This is a genomic window from Rugamonas violacea (genome assembly GCF_016461825.1).
Classification (GTDB): domain Bacteria; phylum Pseudomonadota; class Gammaproteobacteria; order Burkholderiales; family Burkholderiaceae_D; genus Rugamonas.
This window is the reverse complement of sequence record NZ_JAEMNU010000001.1, coordinates 17,694-39,009: the sequence shown is the minus strand read 5'-3', so window position 1 is coordinate 39,009 and position 21,316 is coordinate 17,694. Positions and strand designations below refer to the sequence as shown.

Here is a 21,316-nt window from a genome sequence, read left to right as displayed (position 1 = left end):
GGCCGGGGCCGCCTTCGGCGCCGAGGCCTTGCCTTCGATGGCGTCGGTCAGGATCAGTTCGAGCGACGCGGGCATGGCGGCCAGGCTGTCCGGCTCGGCGCCGTTGGACAGTTCGGCCAGTTGGTCGGCGACGAAGCCGGAGGCTTGCAGCGCCGCCTCGATGGCGATCGGGGTGACCGGCGCGGCGCCGGTGCGCAAGGCGTCGAACAGGTTCTCGGTCAGGTGGCAGGCGGCCACCATCGCCGGCAGGTTCATGAAGCCGGCGCCGCCCTTGATGGTGTGGAAGGAGCGGAACACCGCGTTCAGCGTTTCCTTGTTTTCCGGGTCGCGTTCGAGGCGGAGCAGGTGCTCCTCAACGTTGACCGCGAGATCCATCGCCTCGACGACGAAATCCTTGAGCATATCGTCCATTAGAATCCCAGATCGGCAAGAAGGTCATCGACATTGTCTTGGTTCAGCGCGACGGCGGGCGCTGACGGCCCGCTCATCAGGCTGACCTCTTTTTGCGCGATCTTCTCGCGCACCGCCGGCGGCGCGTTGTCGCGCAGCAGCTCGGCCAGTTCGTGCTCGACCGTCTTGGTGATGGTCACCACCTTCTTGATCAGCTGGCCGGTGATGTCCTGGAAGTCCTGCGCCATCATGATTTCGAGCAGGCGCGCCTTCTCCGCCTCGGTGGCCTCGGAGACGGCCTGGGCGAAGGTTTTCGAATCGCCCGCCAGCACCTTGAACTCGTCAAGGCTGAGCTTGCCGGCGAACAGGTCGTTCCAGCGGTTCTCCATCTCCTTGGATTTTTTCGACAACACGTCCTGCGCCGGCATGCCGTCGTCGAGGGTGTTGAGCACCTTGTTGGCGGCCTGCTCGGTGAGCGAGGCGACGTACTCCAGGCGGTCCTGGGCGTCGACGATCTGCGACGAGGCCTCGGTCAGCGCCTTGTCGTAGCCCAACTCGCGCAGCGAGTCGTGCAGCAGGCGGACGATGCCGCCCAGGCGTTCGAACATCGGCTTGTCGCCGGCGGCGGCGTCGCCCTCCTCGGCGGCGGGCGCGGCGGCGGCGGGGGCCGGGGCCGGGGCCGGCGCGGCGGCGGGAGCGCTCTCGGGCGGTCGGGCGGCGGCGACTTCGTCGAACAAACTTTCCAGATCGTCTACGGCGGCGGCGGGAGCGGCTGCGGGCGCTGCGGTCTTGCTTTGCGCAGACACTTCATCAAATAGTGCGTCGAAATCATCAGCGGCGTTGGTCATATCCCTGCTTCTCCATAATTTGTAAAATTGCTGCCCTAAACTAGCTGATATCACCCGGGCGCCGCAAGCGGCCCCTCGGAGTGATGACGCCCGGCAATAAAACGCGCTTACGCGAGTGTAGCAGGACGCCGCCCGGTTGTTCAATCTCCAGGGCCGGAAAGCCGGCCGGCGCACCCGCCTCAAGGGTTAAAAGCCAAGTTTACTGTTGTATTTGCAGATACTAACATCGCTTACCGCGTCAAAGCACGCGGCGGGACACAAAACCAGTGCTTCTGTGCAAATAATGCGGGGAACGAGGCCGCCCCGCACGCTCCTTGCGCGGCATCGCCGACTTCATTGATGAGTATCAAGTCTTTCCAGACTTACAATAGTGTGAATTGGCGCTAAAATTCAGTCAGGTGCCGCCGCACCGCACACCCACAATCCGCAGCAGCGGGCCGGGAGGCTAGCCATGTACCGCAAAATCCTCATCACCACCGACGGCTCGGCCGTCTCCAGCAAGACCGCCTGCGCCGGCGTCGCCTTCGCCGAGCAAATGGGCGCCGAGGTGCTGGCCCTGTTCGTCGCGCCGGCCTACCAGTACCCGATCTATGTCGAGATCATCCCGCCCAGCTATCCCAGCGAGGAAGAGTACCGCGCCGCCATGCAGCGCGCCGGCCAGGAGCATGTCCAGGCCATCGTCGAGGCCGCCGAACGGCGCGGCCTGCGCTGCGCCGCCCTGACCGTGTTCGCCGAGAGCGCCGCGCTGAAGATCGTCGACGTGGCGGCCAGCCAACAGTGCGACCTGATCTTCATGGGCTCGCATGGGCGCAGCGGCTGGGGCCAGTTGTTGTTGGGCAGCGTCACCAACAAGGTCTTGTCGCATTCCAAGATCCCGGTGTTGGTGCATCGCTTGATCAAGGAGCCACAAGGCGGTGAGAATGCGACATGATTGATGAAAAAGCAAAAAGTCGCCGATTTAGAGTAGTATTCTGACTATTGCTTTTCCACCTATCCACGCCCGCCCTCAGGCGGGCCTTTTTTTTCCGACCCCACATATGATCCGAATTGTCATTGCCGATGACCACACCATCATGCGCGAAGGCCTCAAACGCATCCTCGACGGGGCGCCTGACATCGATATCGTCGGCGAAGCGATCGACGGCTTCGAGGTGCTGACCCAGGTGCGCCAGGGCGGCTTCGACCTGCTGCTGCTGGACCTGTCGATGCCCGGCCGCAGCGGCGTCGACCTGATCCGCCAGATCCGCGGCGAGGCGCCCAAGCTGGCCATCCTGATCCTCACCATGCACGAGGAGGAGCAGTACGCCGTGCGCGCCATCCGCGCCGGCGCCCAGGGCTACCTGACCAAGGAGAGCGCCGGCACCCAGTTGGTCGGGGCGATCCGCAAGGTCGCCTCGGGGCGGCCCTACATCAGCACCGAGGTGGCCGAGCAACTCGCGCTGAACATCATGATGCCCAACGAGAGCTTGCTTCACAAGCAACTATCCGACCGCGAATTCGAGGTGTTTTCGCTGTTGGTGGCAGGCAAGTCGATCACCGAGATCGCCAACGGCCTGCACCTGAGCGTCAAGACGGTGAGCACGCACAAGACCCGGATCATGCAAAAGATGGGCATGAACTCGCTGTCGGAGATGGTGCAATATGCCGTCGCGCATCGTCTGTTGTCCCCCTTCAAGACCTAGGCCGCCTTCCGCCGGCGCGCGCCCGTTAGGACGAATCCTACAAGGTCGCGCCGCGTCCTACGCCCATATTCAGCGCCTGCTGATATCAATCGCCCCCCCTAGTTGGCATACTGAAACCAGTCGATGCAAGTTGCAATGGGTCACGCCGGCCGGCGCGCCCGCCGTCGCTTGCATCGAGGCCTAGTCCCAGTCTGAGCGCTGTCAAGCAATCCGCCGGTCGCGGCAGCCGCACCCGGGCCGTTCTTCCCATTACCAAAACGAAATCCGACTTACCTGTCACCAGGAGATGAACATGCTGTCTACGCAAACGCCTGAAATCCGCTCCACCGCAACGACGGCCATGCAGTCCTCGTCGATGGAAGCCGGCCGCCAGCGTCAAGGCCGTCTCTGGTCGAACCTCAAGGAGGTGTGCGACCTGCTGCACATCCCCGCCGCCTGTTCGATCACCGCCGAGGAGCTGTTGTTCCAGCACGTGCAGTTCAAGACGGGCCAGCGCATCCACACCATCGGCCAGCCCTTCGACACGCTGTACATCGTCAACTCAGGCTTCCTCAAGACGGTGCTGATCGACGAGTTCGGCAACGAGCAGGTGCTCAGTTTCCCGATGAAGGGCGACATGCTGGGCGTCGACGGCATCCACACCCGGCACTATTCGTCGGAGGCGGTGGCGCTGTCGGACTGCGACCTGATCCTGCTGCCGTTCAAGAAACTGACGGCGCTGGGGCGCATCCACCTCGAGCTGGAAAACATGATGTACGGCGTGATGAGCCGCGAGCTGGTGCGTGAGCAAGCCATGATCGGCATGCTCGGCGCCCTCAGCGCCGAGGCGCGCGTGGCCCGCTTCCTGGTCTCGCTGGCCGAACGCTTCGCCCAGATGGGCTATTCGAGCAAACTGTTCAACTTGCGCATGACGCGCCACGAGATCGGCAGCTACCTAGGCCTGACCTTGGAAACGGTCAGCCGCACGCTGTCGGCCTTCAACGAAATCGGCCTGATCAGCGTCGACCAACGCACCATCGGCATCAAGGACGCCGACGCCCTCAAAACATTGCGCCGCCTGCCGCCGTCACGCGCCCGCGCCAAACAACTGGCCGCCGCCCGGAGCAAGGCCGGTGCCGAGGCGCCCGCCGCGCTGCCTCTGCTGGCGGCGATCTAGGCAAGGTCCGCGCCCTAGCCCCCGGCGCCGCTCCGCTCCCACCGCGCAATCCCTCGCAAGACCCAGCTTGGCCCGGCGTTCGCGCGCCGGGCTTTTTTTCGCCGCCGCGCCAGCCGCCGCCCGGGCCGGCCGTCCGGGCCGGCCGTCCGCCGCCACCGCCGCCAGCCGCCCCGCCAGCCGCCCCGTCCGACCGCCGCCGGCCGCTCCAGGCGCGCCCTCCCCGCGCCGCCGCGCGCACAAATAAGTCTTGCATTTCCAGCCATCTTCACCAATAATGCAAATGCGAATCATTCTTATTTATGGAGTCAACCACGTGATGCAAACCCACCCAAACCCCGTGCGGTCCGACGCGTCCACCGCCCCGCAAACCGAGGCCGTGCAGGTCACGCCGCGCGTCAACAGCGCCGTTCTGATGCAGGGCCGCAAAGAGCTGGAGATCGAACACGGCGGCAAGATCTACCGGCTGCGCGTCACCCAGTTGAACAAGCTGATCCTCACCGCCTGAGCGGGTCCGGCAGCCCCCTCCCCCACCCGCCAGCCTACCGCCAGCCGACACCCCAACCAGGAGCGTTTGATGGCCATAGACCGTAGCAATCCGATTTTCCTCGCCCCCAAGGATGGCGGGCCCCGTCCGGAGCTGATGCTGTCGGCGGTGCTGCACCTGATGTCGCACTACACCGCCAGCGCCACCGACCAGGGCGCCTGCGTCAAGCTGGCCTCGGTGATCGAGCGCCACCTGAAGGCGCTGGCCGGCCTGCCCGAGCTGGCGCCGGTGCTGCGCGCCACTTGCCAGCAACTGTCCGAGCAGTGGGCCGGCGTGGTCGAGAGCACGCTGCCGGGTCCAGACAAGAGCAACTTTCTGACCCGCATCATCGGCCGTGGCCGCGCCGCCGAGTCGGCGCAGTGAGGGCCGGCCATGTGCGATAAACACGACGTTCCCTTGATCCACAACATCGCCAGCGCCCTCGAGCCGGCGCTGGCCTCGCGCCGGCGCCGCCTGTGGGAATTGGGCCACGCCTGCCACTGCCCGCTGGTCGGCGTCGGCCTGCCGCTGGGCGTGCTGCGCAAGCTGGTCGACAAGGCCAGCGGCGGCAAAGTGCTGGCCGACGATTACGAAGTGCACGTCGGCGCGGTGACCGAATGCGGCAGCCGCAACCGCCTGTCCGAGGCGCTGCAGAAAGAGTTGGAACGACGCTACGCCGCCGTGCTGTTGCGCTTCCGCGCCGCCCGCGACAGCGGGCAGGTGGCCGCGCTGTGGCGCGCCGCCGTGGCCAACGGCGACGTCGCCGGCGCCTTCTGGGCCGGCCTCAGCCACCCGCGCTGCAGCCCCGAGCTGGAAGAACAGATGTGCCGCGACCTGCACATGGTGCAGCACCAGGCCGGCGCCTGCGTGCGCGCCGACCTGGGCAAGTTCCAGGCCACGCTGGCCGAGAACCGCGAGCTGCAGCACCAGCTCGACAAGGCGCGCCAGCGCGCCGCCGCCCTGCTGCAGGACAAGACCTCGCAGGCCGAGCTGCACAGCACCCAGTTGATGCAGCTGCGCGCCCACAGCGTCGGCAAGGACAGCATGATCGACTCGCTGCGCACCGAGCTGAGCGAGCTGCGCGACGCCATTCCCGGGCTGGAGTCGCGCACCCGGCTGGCCGAACGGCTGCAGCAGATGGAGCAGCGCGAGCGCGCGCTGCGCGAGCAGATCATCGAATTGAAGATGGCCGCCCGCGCCGAGCCGGCGCCCCGTCCGGCCGAGCCCGCCCCCGCCCCGCCGGCCGAACACGTGGTGCGCATGCCGCTGCGCCTGCGCGACCAGAGCGTGCTGTGTGTGGGCGGGCGCAGCGGCAACGTGGCGACCTACCGCGAGCTGATCGAGCGCGGCGGCGCCCAGTTCGCCCACCACGACGGCGGCCTGGAGGACAACGCCAACCAGCTCGACGCCAGCCTGGCGGCGGCCGACCTGGTGATCTGCCAGACCGGCTGCATCAGCCACAGCGCCTACTGGCGCGTCAAGGACCACTGCAAGCGCACCGGCAAGCGCTGCGTGTTCATCGACAACCCGAGCATCTCCAGCCTGGCGCGCGGCCTGGAGACGGCCACCGAATAAGCCGCCAGCCGCGCCTTCGAAGCGACGAAAAAAAGCCCCGGGCGCGCAAGCGGCCGGGGCTTTTTGGTTCAAGCGGCTAGCCGCTTAGAACTGGTAGTTGCCGGTGACGTAGAAGGTACGCAGCATCGGATCGGCGTAGCGCGGATCGAAGCCGACCTGGTGGCCCGACGAGTTGCGCAGCGACAGCGGCGGTTCGCGGTTCAACAGGTTCTTGATGCCGGCGCGGATCGACGCGGTCTTGGTGACCATGAAGCGGCCCTGCCAGTCCAGCGTGATGTAGGACGGCACCTGCAAACGGATCTTCTCGTTCTTGTTGGTGCCCAGGTTGCGCACGGAGGCTTCCGCGTCGGTGTAGCCGTTGCGGTAGTTCATCGTCAAGGTGTTGCTCAGCGCGCCGGTGTCGAGCGTCAGGCTGGTGCGCACGACGTGGCGGAAGGCGACCTGGTCATCCGCGCCGAAGTAGTTCAGGCTCGAGGTCCAAGCGCCCGAGGTGTCGCCCGGCACGGTGTATTCCGACTTCATCAGGTAGGTGCCGCTCAGGTTGGCGGTCAGGTTGCCGAAGCCGAGGCGATGGCGTGCCACCAGATCGTAGTCGATGCCGCGGTTGTGCTTCTCGCCCAGGTTGACCGGCGGCGACTGCATGGCCCAGTAGGTGTTGCCGGTCGACGGCTCGGTGAAGGTGCTCAACAAGGAACGGTACTTGACCGGATCGTTGAAGATCAACGTTTCGCTGACGGCGTCGACGGCATCCTTGATGCGCACGTCCCACAGGTCGGCGCCGATGGTGAAGGCCGAGCTCGGCTCGTAGCGGAAACCGATCGAGTACTGCTTGGATTTCTCCGGCTTCAGGTTCTCGTTGCCGACCGACATCTTGTTGTACTGCACCACGCCCGGACGGCACAGCACCTTGTCGGCGATCGGGCAGTCGTGCACCGAGGCGGTGACGCCGGCGCTGACCAGCGGCTGGGCCAGTTCCAACATGCTCGGCGCCTTGAAGCCGGTGCCGTAGGAACCGCGCACCAGCACGGTCTTGGCCGGCTGCCAGCGGGCCGACACCTTGTAGGTGCCGGCCGACTGCTTCTGGCCGACCGTGCGGTGGGCCAGGTCGTCGTCGATCGCGCCGATGGCGTCGTAGCGCACGCCCATGCTCAGTTCCAGTTCCTTGGTCACCGGGGCGATCAATTCACTGAACAGGCCGTAGCTGTTGCGGCTCATGTCGTAGGCGCCCGGCGCGCTGACGTTGTAGATCTCGTTGTTGACGGCGGCGGCGGCCGGCGTCTGCTTGAAGCTGTACTTGCGGTAGTCGGCGCCCAGGCCGATGTTGGCGGCGCCGCCCGGCAGGGTGAACACCTCGCGCGAACCGTGCGCGTCGATGCCGCGCAGCGTGGTCGAGGCCTCGCGCAGCGTGCCGACGAACTTCGAGTTCTCGATCAGGCTCTTGGTGGCGCCGCTCTGGCCGCCGATCAGCGCGAACGGATCGAAGGCGGCGGTGGCCAGCATCGACTTGAACTCCTTGCTGCGGACGTAGCCGCCGACATAGCGTTCCTCGATCTTGTTCTGCGACCAGGTCAGGCCGGTGCCGAAGCTCCAGGCGCCGATCTCGCCGTCGGCGCCCAGCACCAGGTGGTTGGAGTCGGTCACGGTTTGCGCGTCGCGGGTGCCCCAGTCGTAGGTGCGGTAGGTGCCCGAGACCTTGGCCACGTCGGCCGCCTGGGCCGGCGTCAGGAAGGGCAGCACGTTGTTGGCGAACAGCGCCGACTTGGTGTCGATGGTGAACGGCGCCGTGTTCGGCGCGATGCGCGCGGTCATGTCGTAGCGCGACAGGGCCACTTCGGCGAAGACGGCGATGTCGTCGGTGGCCTTGAAGGTGGCCTTGGTGAAGAAGCTGTCGCGCTTGTTTTGCGGCACGATCTCGACGGTCGAGGCGAAGTCGAACGAGCAGTTGCGCGAGTTGGCGTTGTTCGACAGGCTGGCGTAGCTGAGCGCCGGGCAGTTGCCGTTCTTCAGCAGGTAGGGGCTGAAGCTCGACGACGGCTGGTCGCCCTTGTACACCACGGCGACGTTGGCCGGCACGGTGACCGGGCTGGTGCGGTCGTAGATGTAGTTGTTGCCATTGTTGCTGAACGGGATGTAGGCGGTCTTGGCGAAATCGCGGTCGGTCGCCTTGATCGGGCCGGTCTCGTCGTGGCGGTAGCTGGCGATGATGTTGAAGCGGTCGTCTTCCAGGTTGCCGGCGCCGTAGGTGATGCTGGTGTTGTAGGACTGGCCCTTGCGGCTGTCGGTCGGGGTGTTGTAGGTCGCCTCGACGATGCCGCCGCGCTGGTTCTTCTTCAGGATGAAGTTGATGACGCCGGCGATGGCGTCCGAGCCGTACAGGGCCGAGGCGCCGTCGGTCAGGATCTCGACGCGCTCGACGGCGCTCATCGGGATCGAATTCAGGTTGATCGTGCTGCCCGAGTCGGACGGCGCGATGCGGCGGCCGTCGAGCAGGACCAGGGTGTATTGCTCGCCGATGTTGTGGATCGAGGCCGAGACGCGGCCGCCCGAATTGGAGCCGGCGGCGGTGGCGGCGATGGTGAAGCCCTGCATCGCCGGCAGGGCCTGGATCAGGTCGGCGACGTTGGTGGCGCCCGATTTGGCGATGGCTTCCTGCGACAGGCGCTGCACCGGCAGCGCGCCTTCGACGGCGATACGCTTGATGCTCGAACCGGTGATTTCGACTTTTTGAATCTGTTGCTCTTCAGCGCGGACCTGGCCGGCGATCATCACGGTGCCTGCCAATACGCTCAGGGCGAGGCGAACCGAACGAACGCCAATCTTTTGTTGCAAAACCATTCAAGTACTCCCGATGTGTGAATAACATTGTCGAGAGCAATAGCCGTACCGCCTGGGATAAACCTGGGATGACTACGTCCGCCTCGCCGTCCCGACGTCATTCTGTGGGCAAAGGCGCCAGCGGATGCGATGCGGAGTGGTGACAAGGAAGAGGACACGGTGTGAAAAAACCACCCTATTGCTCAACAGCGGGCAATTATGTAACTTCTTTGTCACATTGTGTAAACGCTTTTCGCCATTTCGTTTGCATTTTAGATACAAAATAAGTACAAACATAACAAGTTTGGCGAAATGAAATTTCCACGGAACATGGAGCGTCAGTATTCGCATTTCAAAGAACTATATTTGTTAATTATTTACAACAGCCGAATTGGCGGAAATAGTGTATTGGGCGCCGTTGTATTTCCACACAACGCGGGGCGAAAAAAAGCCCCGGCAACCTGGGCGGCCGGGGCTTTCTGTCCTACCAGCGGGTGCTTAGAACTGCACGTTGCCGGTCATGTAGAAGGTACGCAGCATCGGATCGGCGTAACGCGGATCGAAGCCGACCTGGTGGCCCGACGAGGCGCGCAGCGACAGCGGCGGTTCGCGGTTCAGCAGGTTCTTCACGCCGACGCGCACGGCGGCGGTCTTGGTGAAGGCGTAGCGACCTTGCCAGTCGAAGGTGATGTGCGACGGCACTTGCAGACGGAATTTTTTGTCGTCCAGGTTGGTGGCCAGGTTGCGCACTTTCGCCTCCGCATCGGTGTAACCGTTGCGGTAGTTCATCGTCAACGAGTTGCTCAGTGCGCCGGTGTCGAGCGTCGCCTGGGCGCGCACGATGTGGCGGAAGGCCACATTGTCGTCCGTGCCGAAGAAGTTCAGCGAGGAGGTCCATTCGTCGGCGCTGCCGGCCTTGGTGTATTCCGACTTCATCAGGTAGGTGCCCGACAGGTTGGCGGTCAGGTTGCCGAAGTCGAAGCGGTGGCGGCCCACCAGGTCATAGTCGATACCCCGGTTGTGGGTCTGGCCGATGTTGACCGACAGCTTCTTGATGGCGTAGTAGGTGTCGCCGGTGGCCGGTTCGGTGTAGGTGGTGAACAGGCTGCGGAACTTGACCGGGTCGAGGAAGATCTGCGCTTCGGTGACGCCCGAAACGGCGTCGGTCATCTTCACGTCCCACAGGTCGGCGCCGAAGGAGAACGCGGCGCTAGGCTCGACACGGAAGCCGACCGAGAACTGCTTGGATTTTTCCGGACGCAGGTTCTCATTGCCGCCTTCCAGCACCGGGTACTGCGAGGTGCCCGGTTTGCACAGTGCCGGCTGACCCAGCGGTGGGCACTTGTAGCTGGTCGCCGTGACGCCGGCGTTGACCAGCGGCTGACCGAGGTCGAGCAGACCAGGGGCCTTGAAGCCGGTGCCGTAGGAGCCGCGCAGCAGCGTGGTCTTGGTTGGCTGCCAGCGCGCCGACACCTTGTAGGTGCTGGACGACTGCTTCTCGCCGATGCTGCGGTTCAAGACGCCGTCGTCGACCTTGCCGAAGGTGTCATAGCGGCCGGCCAGGCTCAATTCGAGCTCCTTGGTCAGCGGTGCCAGCAACTCGGCGAAGGCGCCGTAGGATTTGCGCGTCAGGTCGTAGGCCGGGGCCGGATCGAAGTTGTAGATCAAGCCGTTGTTGGCCGCGTCGGAAGCGTTCTGCTTGAAGCTGTATTCGCGCAGGTCGGCGCCCAGGCCGAGGCTGGAGTTGCCGCCCGGCAGGCTGAACAGTTCGCGCGAACCGTGCAGGTCGACACCCTTCAGCGTCGTCGAAGCTTCGCGCACGGTGCCGTGGAACACCGAGTTGGCAATCTTCGCCTTGGTCGCATCGCTTTGGTTGCCGATCGGCGCGAACGGGTCGAAGGCGTTGGTGGCCAGCATATTGCGGAACTCTTTGTCCAGCACGTAGCCGCCGACGTAGCGGTCTTCGGCTTTGCTGCGCGACCAGGTCAGGCCGCTGTCAAAGCTCCAGGCGCCGATTTCGCCTTTGGCGCCGGTGACGAAGTGGGTCGAGTTGGTCAGCGTCTGGCTGTCGCGGGTGCCCCAGTCGAAGGCGCGGTAGCTGCCCGACACCTTGGCGACGTTGGCGGCCTGGGCCGGGGTCAGGTAGGGCTGCACATTCTTGCTGTAGTAGGCCGACGAGGTGGCGATGCTGAACGGCGCGGTGACCGGCGCGATGCGGGCGGTCAGGTCGAGGCGCGACAAGGCCAGTTCGGCGTACAGTTCGATCTCGTCGGTGGCCTTGAAGGTGCCCTTGGTGAAGAAGCTGTCGCGTTTGTTCTGCGGCACGATTTCCACCGTCGAGACGAAGTCGAAGGCGCAGTTGGCCGTCGTCGCGTCGTTCGACAGGCTGATCACGTTGCGCGCCGGGCAGTTGCCGTTGGCCTTCAGGTAAGGGCTGAAGGCGATCGCCGTCTGGTCCTTGAAGGTCACGGTGACGTTGGCCGGCACGGTGCCGACGCTGGTGCGGTCGTAGATGTAGTTGGTGCCGTTGCTGGTGAACGGGATGTAGGCGGTCTTGGCGAAGTTGCGGTCGGTGGCTTTGACCGGCGCCGACTCGTCGTGGCGGTAGGTCGCCAGGACGTTGAAGCGGTCCTCTTCCAGGTTACCGAAACCATAGGCCAGGCTGAAGTCATGCGACTGGCCGGCACGGCTGTCGGTCGGCGAGCTGTAGGTCGCTTCGACGCTCTTGCCCTGGTAGTTCTTTTTCAGGATGAAGTTGATCACGCCGGCGATGGCGTCCGAACCGTACAGGGCCGAGGCGCCGTCGGTCAGGATCTCGACGCGTTCGATCGCGCTCATCGGGATGGAGTTCAGGTTGACCGCGCTGCCGGCACGCGATGGCGCCAGGCGGCGGCCGTCGAGCAGCACCAGGGTGTAGTCGGCGCCGATGTTGTGGATCGAGGCGTTGACCGCGCCGCCCGAATCGGAGCCGGCGGCGACGGCGGCGATGGTGAAGCCCTGCATCGCCGGCAGCGCCTGGATCAGCTCGGCGACGTTGGTCGCGCCGGTCCTGGCGATGGCTTCCTGGCTCAGGCGTTGCACTGGCAACGCGCCTTCCACCTGGATGCGTTTGATGCTCGAGCCGGTGATTTCGACCCGTTGAACTTGTTGCTCTTCAGCGCGGACCTGGCCGGCCATCATCACAGTACCTGCCAACAGGCTCAGTGCGACGCGAACCGAACGAACGCCAATCTTTTCTTGAAAAACCATTCAGAGTACTCCCGATGTGTGAATAACATTGTCGAGAGCAATAGTCGTGCCGCCTGGGGGGTGACCTGGGTGGATGCGTCCGCCTCGCCATGCCGACCTCATTCTGTGGGCTAAGGCGCCAGCGGATGCGATACGGCGTAATGACTAGAAAGAGGGCACGGTGTGAAAAAACCACCCTATTGCTCAACAGCGAACGATTATGTAATGTCTTTGTCACGGTGTGTAAACGAGTTTCCTTTTTTAGTTTGCATTTTTACCACAAAATAAGTTCAAACATGATAAATTCGAAATAAATGCACAATATAGAAATATTAATCGACAAATAATCACATTGGCGGAATTTTATATGTCTATTATTTACAACAACATTGCATCAAAAAACAACATTATTGCATTTACCACACCCTGGCGCGGCGACACGGGGCGAAAAAAAGCCCCGGTCGCGCGAGCGGCCGGGGCTGGGTGCTAGAACAACTCAGCGATTAGAACTGCATGTTGCCGGTGACGTAGAAGGTACGCAGCATCGGATCGGCATAGCGGGCATCGTAACCAACCTGGTGGCCCGACGAGGCGCGCAGCGACAGCGGCGGTTCGCGGTTCAACAGGTTCTTGATGCCGGCGCGCAGCGAGGCGGTCTTGGTGAACATGTAGCGACCCTGCCAATCGAAGGTGATGTACGAAGGCACGTGCAGGCGCAGGTTCTCGTTCTTGTTCGTGGTCAGGTTGCGCACCGAGGTATCGGCATCCTCGTAGCCGTTGCGGTAGTTCATCGTCAACGTGTTGGTCAGCGCGCCGGTTTCGAGCGAGCCGGCGGTACGCACGATGTGGCGGAAGGCCACCGCGTTGTCGATGCCGAACACGTTCAGGCTGTTGGTCCACTGGTTGTCGGTGCCCGGCGCGGTGTAGTCCGACTTCATCAGGTAAGTGCCGTTCATGGTCGCGGTGAAATTGCCGAACGAGAAGCGATGGCGCGCCACCAGATCATAGTCGATACCCCGGTTTTCGCTCTTGCCGATGTTGATGCGCTGGGTTTTCTTGGCCCAGTAGACGTTGCCGGTCGCCACTTCCTTGAAGGTGGTGAACAGGCTGCGGAACTTGACCGGATCGCCGAAGATCTGCTGCTCGCTGACCGACGACACCTGGTCGGTCATCTTCACGCTCCACAGGTCGGCGCCGAAGGTGAAGCTGGCGTTCGGCTCGATGCGGAAGCCCAGCGTGTACTGCTTGGACCGCTCGGGACGCAGCTCCTCGTTGCCGCCGGAGACCACCGGATACTGTCCGCGGCCCGGTTTGCAGAACTCGTTGCTGGCGATCGGGCACTCGTAGCTGTTGGCGGTGACACCGGCGGCCACCAGCGGCTGGGCGATGTCGAGCATGCCCGGGGCCTTGAAGCCGGTGCCGTAGGAGCCGCGCAGCAGCAAGGTCTTGATCGGCGTCCAGCGGGCCGAGACCTTGTAGGTGTTGCCGGTCTCCTTCTTGCCGACCTTGCGCTGTTCCAGCGCGCTGTCGATCGCCGACACGCTGTCGTAGCGACCGGCCAAAGTCAGCTCCAGCTCCTTGGTCAGCGGCGCCGACAACTCGGCGAAGGCGCCGTAAGTGGTGCGGGTCATGTCATAGGCCGCCGGTGCGCTCAGGTTGTAGATCATGCCGTCGTCGGCCGCGTCGGACGGCGTCTGCTTGTACTTGAACTGGCGGTAGTCGCCGCCCAGGCCGATGCTGGCGGCGCCGCCCGGCAGCTCGAACAGCTCGCGCGAGCCATGGCCGTCGATGCCCTTCAACGTGGTCGAGGCCTCGCGGATCGAGCCGTGGAAGATCGACTTGGCGATCAGCGCCTTGGTGGCGTCGCTCTGCTGGCCCAGTGGCGCGAACGGATCGAAGGCGCGCTTGGCCAGCATGTCGCGGAACTCGGCGTCGAGCATGTAACCGCCGACATAGCGCTCGTCGATCTTGTTGCGCGACCAGGTCAGGCCGGTGTTGAAGTTCCACGCGCCGACATCGCCTTCGGCGCCGACCACCACATGGGTGGTGTCGGTGATGGTCTGGCTGTCGCGGCTACCCCAGTCGGCGGTGCGGTACTGGCCCGACATGCTCTTGATGTTGTTGGCCTGGGCAGGCGTCAGGTACGGCGCCACGTTGTTGCGGAACAGGTCGGAGTCCTTGACGATCGTGAACGGCGCCACGTTCGGCGCGATGCGCGCGGTCAGGTCCATGCGGCCCAACGCGGCCTCGGCGAACAAGGTGATGTCGTTGGTGGCCTTGAAGGTGCCCTTGGTGAAGAAGTTGTCGCGCTTGTATTCCGGCACGATCTCGACGGCGGCGACGAAGTCGTAGGCGCAGTTGTTGGTGGTCGGGGTGTTGGCCAGGCTGACGAAGTTCAGCGTCGGGCACTTGCCGTTCTTGTTCAGGTAGGGCGAGAAGCCGATCGACGGCAGGCCGCCGTTGAAGGTCAGCGACACGTTGGCCGGCACCGTCGACGGGCTGGTGCGGTCGTAGATGTAGTTGGTGCCGCCCTTGCTGAACGGGATGTACGAGGTCTTGGCGAAGCTGCGGTCGCCCGACTTGACCGGCGCGGCCTCGTCGTGGCGGTAGGTGGCCAGGATGTTGAAGCGGTCTTCCTGCAGGTTGCCGATGCCGTAGGTCAGGCTGGCGTTGTAGTTCTGCCCGGCGCGGCTGTCGGTCGGCGAGCCGTAGCTGGCCTCGGCGCTGCCACCCTGCAGGTTTTTCTTCAGGATGAAGTTGATGACGCCGGCGATGGCGTCCGAGCCGTACAGGGCCGAGGCGCCGTCGAGCAGGATCTCGACGCTCTCCACCGCGCTCATCGGAATGGCGTTCAGGTTGACGCCGTTGCCGTCGCCCTGCGGCGCGATGCGGCGGCCGTCGAGCAGCACCAGGGTGTATTCCTCGCCCAGATTGTGGATCGAGGCGGAGACGCGGCCGCCCGAGTTGGTGCCGGCGGCGACGGCGGCGATGGTGAAGCCCTGCATCGCCGGCAACGCCTGGATCAGCTCGGCGATCGAGGTGGCGCCGGTCTTGGCGATGGCTTCCTGGGTCAGGCGCTGCACCGGCAGCGCGCCTTCGACCTGGATGCGTTTGATGCTCGAGCCGGTGATTTCGACCCGTTGAACTTGTTGCTCCTCAGCGCCGACCTGGCCGGCGATCAACACGGTGCCGGCCAATACGCCCAGCGCGATGCGAACAGAACGAACGCTCTTCTTTTCTTTGAAAACCATGCAGTAACTCCCGATGTGTGGATAACAAAACGCAGAGCAATGGCCGTGTCGCCGGGGGGCGGCAGCTGCGACTTAGCGCGAAGGAACTCGCTTTATTGCTCAACAGCAGGGAATTATCTAATGTGCCTTTCAAAAAGTGTAAGCAATTAAGCCACATTATTGCAACACAGATACAAATCAGAAACAAACGCAGCAAGTTTAGCAAGTTGCAAACTTTGCAAAACTTAATGCGCCGATTTCGATTTCGACGGAACAATATATGTGAACAATCTGCAACAATTAGCGGCATGCCGGCGCGGCGCCGGCGCTTGCGGCGTTTAGTAGACGTCGCGCCGGTAGCGGCCGGCGGCGGCCAGCGCGTCCAGCGCGGCGCCGCCCAACAGCTGGCGCAGCGCCCGGTCGACGCCGGCGGCCATGCCGTCCAGGCTGCCGCAAACGTACAGCGCGGCGCCGCCCGCCAGCCAGGCGCGCAAGGCCTCGCCCTGCTCGAGCAGGCGGTCCTGCACATAGCGGCGCCGCGGTTGGTCGCGCGAATAGACCAGGTCGAGGCGTTCGAGCAGGCCGTCGGCGCGCCAGCCGTCCAGCTCGTCGGCGTAATGCGCGTCGAAGGCGGCGTTGCGCTCGCCGAACAGCAGCCAGAGGCGGCCCTGGCCGGCCAGCGCGCGGGCGCGCAGGTGGCCGCGCAGGCCGGCGATGCCGCTGCCGTTGCCGATCAGGATCAGCGGCCGCGTCGCGTTGTCCTCCAGACGGAAGCGGCGGTGCGGCCGCAGCCGCAGCGGCAGCACCTCGCCCGGCGCCGCCTGCAGGCAGAGCCAGCCGGAGGCCAGGCCGGCCGTGCCGTCCGGGTGGCGGTGCAGGCGCACCAGCAGGTGGACGCGGCCGTCGGCCGGCACCGAGGCGATCGAATACTCGCGCGGCCGCTCCGGCTCGGCCGGCGCGGCCACCTGCACCAGGTCGCCCGACTGCCAATCCGGCAAGACGCCCGACTGCGGTTCCAGTTCCAGATGGTAGAGCGGCGCGCCGGCGCTGCCCGGGTTGAGCAGGCGCCGCTCGGCCAGGCGCCAGCCGGCGAAGGCCGGCGCGCCCCAGTCGGGCGCGTCGCTGGTGCCGGCCAGGTGGCTCAGCTGCTGACGCCACTGGGCGATGGCGGCGTCGGCGCTGCGGTCGACCTCGATGCGGGGGAACAACGCCTGGGCGCCCTGCCCGGCCAGCCAGCGGTCCAGCGCGCGGCCGAAGCCGCAGTAGTGGCTGTAGGCACGGTCGCCCAGCGCCAGCACGGCGTAATGCAACTGCCCCAGCGGCAGCTCGCCGCCCAGCAGGCGCTGGGCGAAGGCGGCGCCGGTGTCGGGCGCGTCGCCCTCGCCGTAGGTGCTGACCAGGAACAGCGCCCGCTCGGCGCCCTGTAGCTCGGCCGCCGTCAGCTCGGACAGCTCGCACAGACGGGCGGCAATGCCGGCCAGCGCCAAGGTGGCGTGGGTCTGCCGCGCCAACTCCTCGGCGTTGCCGGTCTGGCTGGCGTAGGCGACCAGCCAAGCCGGCGCCTGGCCGGCCTGCTGGCGCGCCAGACGCGCCGCCTGGCGTTTGCGCCGCTGGCGCAGATAGGGCGCCAGGCAGACCATGGCGTAACTGAGGGTCAGGCCGGCCAGTAACAGCAGCCGGGTCGGATCGTTGGTGAAGTTCATGCGAGCATCTGTTGGAAGGTCGCGCTCAGCCGTTCGGTGTAGCCGTCCGGCGTGCGCAACACGAAGCGCGCCGCCAGACCAAGCCGGTCGGCCAGCGCCAGGCCGGCCTCGGGGCCGAGCACGGTGAGCGCGGTGGACCAGGCGTCGGCGGCCATGCACTGGGCATGCAGCACCGTCACCGAGGCCAATTGATTGACAATGGGCGCGCCGCTGCGCGGATCGATGGTGTGGGAATAGCGTTGCGACTGCTCGGCGGCGGCGTTGAAATAGCGCCGGTAGTCGCCCGAGGTGGCCACGGCCAGGCCGTGCAGCGCCAGCACCAGCTCGCCGTCGGCGGAGGCCGGGCCGGCCGGCGCGGCGGCCGTGGCCGCATCGGCAGCGGCCGCATCCGCAGTGGCCGTGTCGACCGTGGCCATACCGGCCGTTGGCGCGCCGGGCTGTTCCAGCGCCACCCACCAGGGCTGGCCGTCCGGCTTGACGCCGGCGCCGCGCAGTTCGCCGCCGACCTCGACGAGGTAGTGGCGGATACCTTGCGCCTCCAGGTACTCGGCCAGGCGGTCGACGCCGTAGCCCTTGGCGACGGCCGACAAATCGAGCAGCACGCCGCCCGGTTGGCGGGCGCGCCGGCCGGCATGGTCGAGCTCGACCCGGGCCTGGCGCCGCCGCTGCAGCAACCGCGCCACCTGGGCGCCGTCGGGTGGCACGAAGCCGGGCCGGTCGAAGCCGCCGGCCGGACCGAAGCCCCACAGGTTGACCATGGCGCCGGCGCAGGGATCATAGGCATCGCCCGTGTCGCGGGCGACGCGCATGGCGAAGGCCAGCACGGTGAAAAATTCGTCCGGCAAACTGTGCCAGCTGCCGGCCTCGGCCAGGTTGAAGCGGCCCAGGTCGGAGTCGTCCCGCCAGTGGCTCATCTGCGCCACGACCAGGTCGAGCTGGCCCTGCAAGCCCTGCTGCAAACGCGGCGGCAAGGTGGCGGCGCGGCCGTGGTCGACCAACCGCACCGACCAACCGGTGCCCATGCTGACGCCGGCGAAGTCGCGGATGGCGCCGTGCGCTGGCGCCGGCCGATCGCTGATCTGCGCCGGCAGCAACACGCGGCGCGGCGGCGCCGGCCGGCTCGCCGGCTGATTCAGCGACTGACTCAGCGGCTGATTCAGCGGCTGGCTCAACTGTCCGCCCGCCCGCTCAAGCGCCGGCCCGCCGTGAGCACCGCTGGCCTGCCCGCTCACCACACTCACTATTGCGGCAGCACTTCGACGGTGGCCGCGTAGGTCACGCGGCGCGCCGGCGCCGGCGGTGGCGCGCCGGCGACGGCCGGGGCGGCCAGCGGCCAGCTGCTGCTGACCATGTACATGCCGGCGGCCGGCAGCTCGAAGCTGATCTCGCCCTTGGCGTCGGTGCTCTGGCGGATCTCGCCCAAGGTGCCGCGATAGCGCACGCCGCCGGGGATCAGGCTGAAGGCCTGGTTGGCCGCCGGCTTGCCGTCGAGCAGGAAGCGCCAAGTGGCGCGCTCGCCGCTGCGCATGTCGTTCGGATGGGTGACCGGCACCAGCTCCAGACCGACGCCGCTCGGCTTGAACACCGCCTCGTTCGGCGTGCCGGTCGAGACGAAAGTCTCCAAGCGGCCATAGTTGCGCGTCAGCTTGACGTCGGTGGCGTCGGCCGGCACGTCCTTGGCCAGGCTTTCCTCGCTGCCACGGAAGCGCTTCATGTCGCCGGCCTTGTCCTTGTAGCTGCCGGACACGCCCTGCGACACCAGGCTGATCTTGTAGGTGCCCGGCTTGGCCAGGCGCAGGTCGAAGGTGCTGCGCAGCTTGCCGGTGCTGGCGTTGTCGAGGTTGACGCGGGCGCCGTCCGGGCCGGTGGCGACGATGCCGTCGAGCTTGAGCGGCTGGTGGTCGATGTCGAACAGGCCCTCGGAGATGGCGGCGTCGACGGTGACCCAGGCTTCCTTGGTGTCGACCAGGGTCGACGACGGCAGCAGCCACGGACGGTGCGCCTGGGCATTCAGGGCCAAACCGGCCAGGGCCAGCGCCAACAACGGTTTATTCAGTTTTTTCATGGTCTCGCCTCAAGGCTTGAGTTGAACTACGACGGCGCCCAGTTCTTCCTTGCCCTTGGCGGCCAGGCTCTGCGCGCTTTTCGGCGGCCACTGCAGCGGCACCTTGACGGCCTCGCGGCCACCGGCCTCGCGCGCCGCTTCGATGACCAGCTGGTACTGGCCGGCCGGCAACTTGTCCAGTGCCGCCTTGGCCAGCGGGAAGTTCAGCGTGTATTCGCCCGGCGCCTTGGTCGCGCCGGAAACGCCGTCGAGCGGCATCTCGACGTCGCGGCCGCTCTTGCGCCACCACTGACGCATGTCTTTCAACCACTTGGTGCCGGCGTTGTCCTTCTTCTTAACGTCGTACAGCACGGCCAGGTTGGCCACCACTTTCTGGTCGGCGTTCTCCAGCCAGGCCGCCAGATAGGGACGGTGGTACTCGGCCACGTTCAGTTGCGGGACTTCGAGCTTGAGGGCCAGATCGGCCGCCATTGCCGAGGCGCTGATCAGCGGCATGCTGAGCGCGATGGAGTAGCGTAATTTCATGGAGTGCCTGTCAAAAAGGGAATGAATGGATGAATCAATGGATGAACAACAGCGCGATCGCACACGGAATCAGGATGCCCAGGCCGACCATCGGCCAGGTGAACGGGCGGTTGGTGGCGTGGAACTTCAAAATCAGCAGGCCGGTCAGGCAGAACAGCAGGCAGGTGCCGGCGAAAATGTCGATGAACCAGTTCCAGGCCGGGCCGGTGTTGCGGCCCTTGTGGACGTCGTTGAGCCAGGAGATCCAGCCACGGTCGGTGTTCTCGTACTCGGCGGCGCCGTCCGGCAGCGCGATGCGCACCCAGGCGTCGCCGCCGGCCTTGGCCAGCGGCAGGTAGACCTCGTCGGCCGACCACTCGGCCGGGCGGCCGCCGGCCTTCAGCGACCAGGTGTCGCGCAACCATTGTTCGGCGGCGGCCGGCAGCGCGGCGCGGTCGCCGTCGTGCTCGGCGGCGTAGGCCGTCAAGGTGGCCGCCAGCGGCGCCGGCAGGCTGGCCTGCCGGCGCGTCACGCTGGGCTTGGCCTCGATCTGCGCGGCGTGGTTCAGGGTGATGCCGGTGACGCTGAACAACAGCATGCCGAGCAGGCACAGCGCCGAGCTGATCCAGTGCCACTGGTGCAGGTTCTTCAACCAGACGGCGCGGCTGGCGTTGCGGGCCTGCGCGGCTTGTGGTGCGCTCAATGGACTTCCTTCAATGATAGAAACAGCGGGTGGCAGGGGCGGCGCACGGGGCTTGCCGGCGCCAGCCAACTACAAATGATAATGATTATCATTTGCGAAGTCAATCGGGAATTCTTCGTTGACACAATTCAATACAAATCTATGCGCGGCGACGGCACGCAAAAAAGGGAAGTTGCGCAGCCTGCCGCAACTTCCCTTTTCTTCCGCGCCGCGATGCGGACCGGCTTAGGCGGACTCAGCCTAACCGAAGGTCAACACGCGGCCCTTGGCGCCGGATGGACGCCGCGCCGGACTCAGGTTTTGGAACCCGAACCGCCGGAACGGCTGCCGCCCTGACTGCCACTTTGGCCGCCGCCCTGGGTGCCGCGCTGCTTGCTGTCGTCATCGCGGTCGCGCGCGCTGCCCTGGTTGCCGGTCGAGCCGCCCGAACGCGAGGCACTGCCGGAGGTGCTGCTCTGGCTGCTACCCTGGTCGTTCTTGTGGCTCATGCTGCCGGCCCGGCGCGCCTCCTCCGAAGTGAACTCATGGGCAGTGCCCTTCTCGTGGGCGGCACGGCCGCCCTCGCTGGCGATTTCGCGCTGCTGTTCAGGGTCCATCGAAGCGAAACCGCGTTTGCTGGTGTCGCTTTGTTTGCTGCCCTGGTCGCTGCCCTGCTTGCCGCTTTGCTCACTGCCCTGTTTGCCGCTTTGTTCACCGCCCTGCTTGCCGCTTTGCTCGCTGCCCTGCTTGCCGCTTTGCTCGCTGCCCTGTTTGCCACCATGCTCGCTGCCTTGCTTACCGCTTTGCTCGCTGCCGGATTTGCCGCCTTGGTTGGATGAAGCCATGATCTTTCTCCTGAGATGTATAGTCGTTGGAAAAAATACTGCCCATACCACCGCCCGCCCGCAGCACCTTG

General features: G+C 65.4%; 17 protein-coding genes. 6 read left to right on the top strand and 11 right to left on the bottom strand.

Annotated elements, in window-relative coordinates; genetic code table 11:
• A partial coding sequence (locus H7U20_RS00160) for an Hpt domain-containing protein (RefSeq protein ID WP_199517584.1) occupies nucleotides 1-411 on the bottom strand: 411 nt, incomplete at its 3' end.
• Nucleotides 411-1,238, bottom strand: coding sequence for a protein phosphatase CheZ (locus H7U20_RS00155; protein WP_199517582.1), 828 nt, complete (start codon nucleotides 1,236-1,238; stop codon nucleotides 411-413). The genes H7U20_RS00155 and H7U20_RS00160, both read right to left, overlap by 1 nt.
• Nucleotides 1,239-1,689: 451 nt before the next feature.
• Between H7U20_RS00155 and H7U20_RS00150 the strand changes: the two genes are divergently transcribed.
• The 6 genes from H7U20_RS00150 to H7U20_RS00125 all read left to right on the top strand — a co-directional run bounded on the left by H7U20_RS00150 (nucleotide 1,690) and on the right by H7U20_RS00125 (nucleotide 6,174).
• Entirely contained in the window at nucleotides 1,690-2,169 is a 480-nt protein-coding gene (locus H7U20_RS00150) for a universal stress protein (protein WP_199517581.1), read from the top strand.
• 106 nt (nucleotides 2,170-2,275) lie between these two features.
• The gene (locus tag H7U20_RS00145; protein WP_199517579.1) at nucleotides 2,276-2,920 is read left to right on the top strand and encodes a response regulator; all 645 of its coding nucleotides are present in this window, start codon (nucleotides 2,276-2,278) and stop codon (nucleotides 2,918-2,920) included.
• Nucleotides 2,921-3,275: 355 nt separating this feature from the next.
• Nucleotides 3,276-4,076 (top strand): Crp/Fnr family transcriptional regulator, encoded by an 801-nt coding sequence (locus H7U20_RS00140; protein WP_199517594.1) that lies wholly within the window; start codon nucleotides 3,276-3,278, stop codon nucleotides 4,074-4,076.
• A 316-nt stretch (nucleotides 4,077-4,392) separates the two neighbouring features.
• On the top strand, nucleotides 4,393-4,581 hold the full coding sequence (gene hemP / locus H7U20_RS00135) for a hemin uptake protein HemP (RefSeq protein ID WP_199517572.1): 189 nt from the start codon (nucleotides 4,393-4,395) through the stop codon (nucleotides 4,579-4,581).
• Between the two features lie 69 nt (nucleotides 4,582-4,650).
• Nucleotides 4,651-4,983, top strand: a complete 333-nt coding sequence (locus H7U20_RS00130; RefSeq protein WP_199517570.1) for a hypothetical protein — start codon at nucleotides 4,651-4,653, stop codon at nucleotides 4,981-4,983.
• A 9-nt stretch (nucleotides 4,984-4,992) separates the two neighbouring features.
• Complete coding sequence (locus H7U20_RS00125) at nucleotides 4,993-6,174, top strand: DUF2325 domain-containing protein (protein WP_199517568.1); 1,182 nt, start codon at nucleotides 4,993-4,995, stop codon at nucleotides 6,172-6,174.
• Nucleotides 6,175-6,258: 84 nt separating this feature from the next.
• On the opposite strand, the gene H7U20_RS00120 is transcribed toward H7U20_RS00125, so the two are convergent.
• The 9 genes from H7U20_RS00120 to H7U20_RS00080 form a co-directional block, all read right to left on the bottom strand.
• Nucleotides 6,259-9,009 carry a TonB-dependent receptor gene (locus H7U20_RS00120; protein WP_199517566.1) on the bottom strand — a complete coding sequence of 917 codons (2,751 nt, stop codon included), beginning with the start codon at nucleotides 9,007-9,009 and terminating at the stop codon, nucleotides 6,259-6,261.
• 477 nt (nucleotides 9,010-9,486) lie between these two features.
• The gene (locus H7U20_RS00115) at nucleotides 9,487-12,183 is read right to left on the bottom strand and encodes a TonB-dependent receptor (RefSeq protein ID WP_233410389.1); all 2,697 of its coding nucleotides are present in this window, start codon (nucleotides 12,181-12,183) and stop codon (nucleotides 9,487-9,489) included.
• Nucleotides 12,184-12,719: 536 nt separating this feature from the next.
• Entirely contained in the window at nucleotides 12,720-15,467 is a 2,748-nt protein-coding gene (locus tag H7U20_RS00110) for a TonB-dependent receptor (RefSeq protein ID WP_199517562.1), read from the bottom strand.
• A gap of 317 nt (nucleotides 15,468-15,784) precedes the next feature.
• The gene (locus H7U20_RS00105) at nucleotides 15,785-17,149 is read right to left on the bottom strand and encodes a sulfite reductase subunit alpha (RefSeq protein ID WP_199517560.1); all 1,365 of its coding nucleotides are present in this window, start codon (nucleotides 17,147-17,149) and stop codon (nucleotides 15,785-15,787) included.
• Entirely contained in the window at nucleotides 17,146-18,321 is a 1,176-nt protein-coding gene (locus tag H7U20_RS00100) for an FAD:protein FMN transferase (protein WP_370593036.1), read from the bottom strand. Before H7U20_RS00100 ends, H7U20_RS00105 begins: the two co-directional genes overlap by 4 nt.
• Nucleotides 18,322-18,389: 68 nt before the next feature.
• On the bottom strand, nucleotides 18,390-19,214 hold the full coding sequence (locus H7U20_RS00095) for a DUF4198 domain-containing protein (protein WP_199517558.1): 825 nt from the start codon (nucleotides 19,212-19,214) through the stop codon (nucleotides 18,390-18,392).
• Nucleotides 19,215-19,223: 9 nt separating this feature from the next.
• On the bottom strand, nucleotides 19,224-19,739 hold the full coding sequence (locus H7U20_RS00090; RefSeq protein ID WP_199517556.1) for a DUF2271 domain-containing protein: 516 nt from the start codon (nucleotides 19,737-19,739) through the stop codon (nucleotides 19,224-19,226).
• Nucleotides 19,740-19,773: 34 nt separating this feature from the next.
• A complete protein-coding gene (locus H7U20_RS00085) occupies nucleotides 19,774-20,421 on the bottom strand; it encodes a PepSY-associated TM helix domain-containing protein (RefSeq protein WP_199517554.1) in 648 nt (215 codons plus the stop codon).
• 293 nt (nucleotides 20,422-20,714) lie between these two features.
• Nucleotides 20,715-21,245, bottom strand: a complete 531-nt coding sequence (locus tag H7U20_RS00080) for a KGG domain-containing protein (RefSeq protein WP_199517552.1) — start codon at nucleotides 21,243-21,245, stop codon at nucleotides 20,715-20,717.
• Between the last annotated feature and the right edge of the window lie 71 nt (nucleotides 21,246-21,316).

Coding starts and splice junctions, on each gene's coding strand:
- H7U20_RS00155 (WP_199517582.1), bottom strand. CDS start 1,238: ATGACCAACGCCGCTGATGATTTCGACGCACTATTTGATGAAGTGTCT.
- H7U20_RS00150 (WP_199517581.1), top strand. CDS start 1,690: ATGTACCGCAAAATCCTCATCACCACCGACGGCTCGGCCGTCTCCAGC.
- H7U20_RS00145 (WP_199517579.1), top strand. CDS start 2,276: ATGATCCGAATTGTCATTGCCGATGACCACACCATCATGCGCGAAGGC.
- H7U20_RS00140 (WP_199517594.1), top strand. CDS start 3,276: ATGGAAGCCGGCCGCCAGCGTCAAGGCCGTCTCTGGTCGAACCTCAAG.
- hemP (WP_199517572.1), top strand. CDS start 4,393: ATGCAAACCCACCCAAACCCCGTGCGGTCCGACGCGTCCACCGCCCCG.
- H7U20_RS00130 (WP_199517570.1), top strand. CDS start 4,651: ATGGCCATAGACCGTAGCAATCCGATTTTCCTCGCCCCCAAGGATGGC.
- H7U20_RS00125 (WP_199517568.1), top strand. CDS start 4,993: ATGTGCGATAAACACGACGTTCCCTTGATCCACAACATCGCCAGCGCC.
- H7U20_RS00120 (WP_199517566.1), bottom strand. CDS start 9,009: ATGGTTTTGCAACAAAAGATTGGCGTTCGTTCGGTTCGCCTCGCCCTG.
- H7U20_RS00110 (WP_199517562.1), bottom strand. CDS start 15,467: ATGGTTTTCAAAGAAAAGAAGAGCGTTCGTTCTGTTCGCATCGCGCTG.
- H7U20_RS00105 (WP_199517560.1), bottom strand. CDS start 17,149: ATGAACTTCACCAACGATCCGACCCGGCTGCTGTTACTGGCCGGCCTG.
- H7U20_RS00095 (WP_199517558.1), bottom strand. CDS start 19,214: ATGAAAAAACTGAATAAACCGTTGTTGGCGCTGGCCCTGGCCGGTTTG.
- H7U20_RS00090 (WP_199517556.1), bottom strand. CDS start 19,739: ATGAAATTACGCTACTCCATCGCGCTCAGCATGCCGCTGATCAGCGCC.
- H7U20_RS00080 (WP_199517552.1), bottom strand. CDS start 21,245: ATGGCTTCATCCAACCAAGGCGGCAAATCCGGCAGCGAGCAAAGCGGT.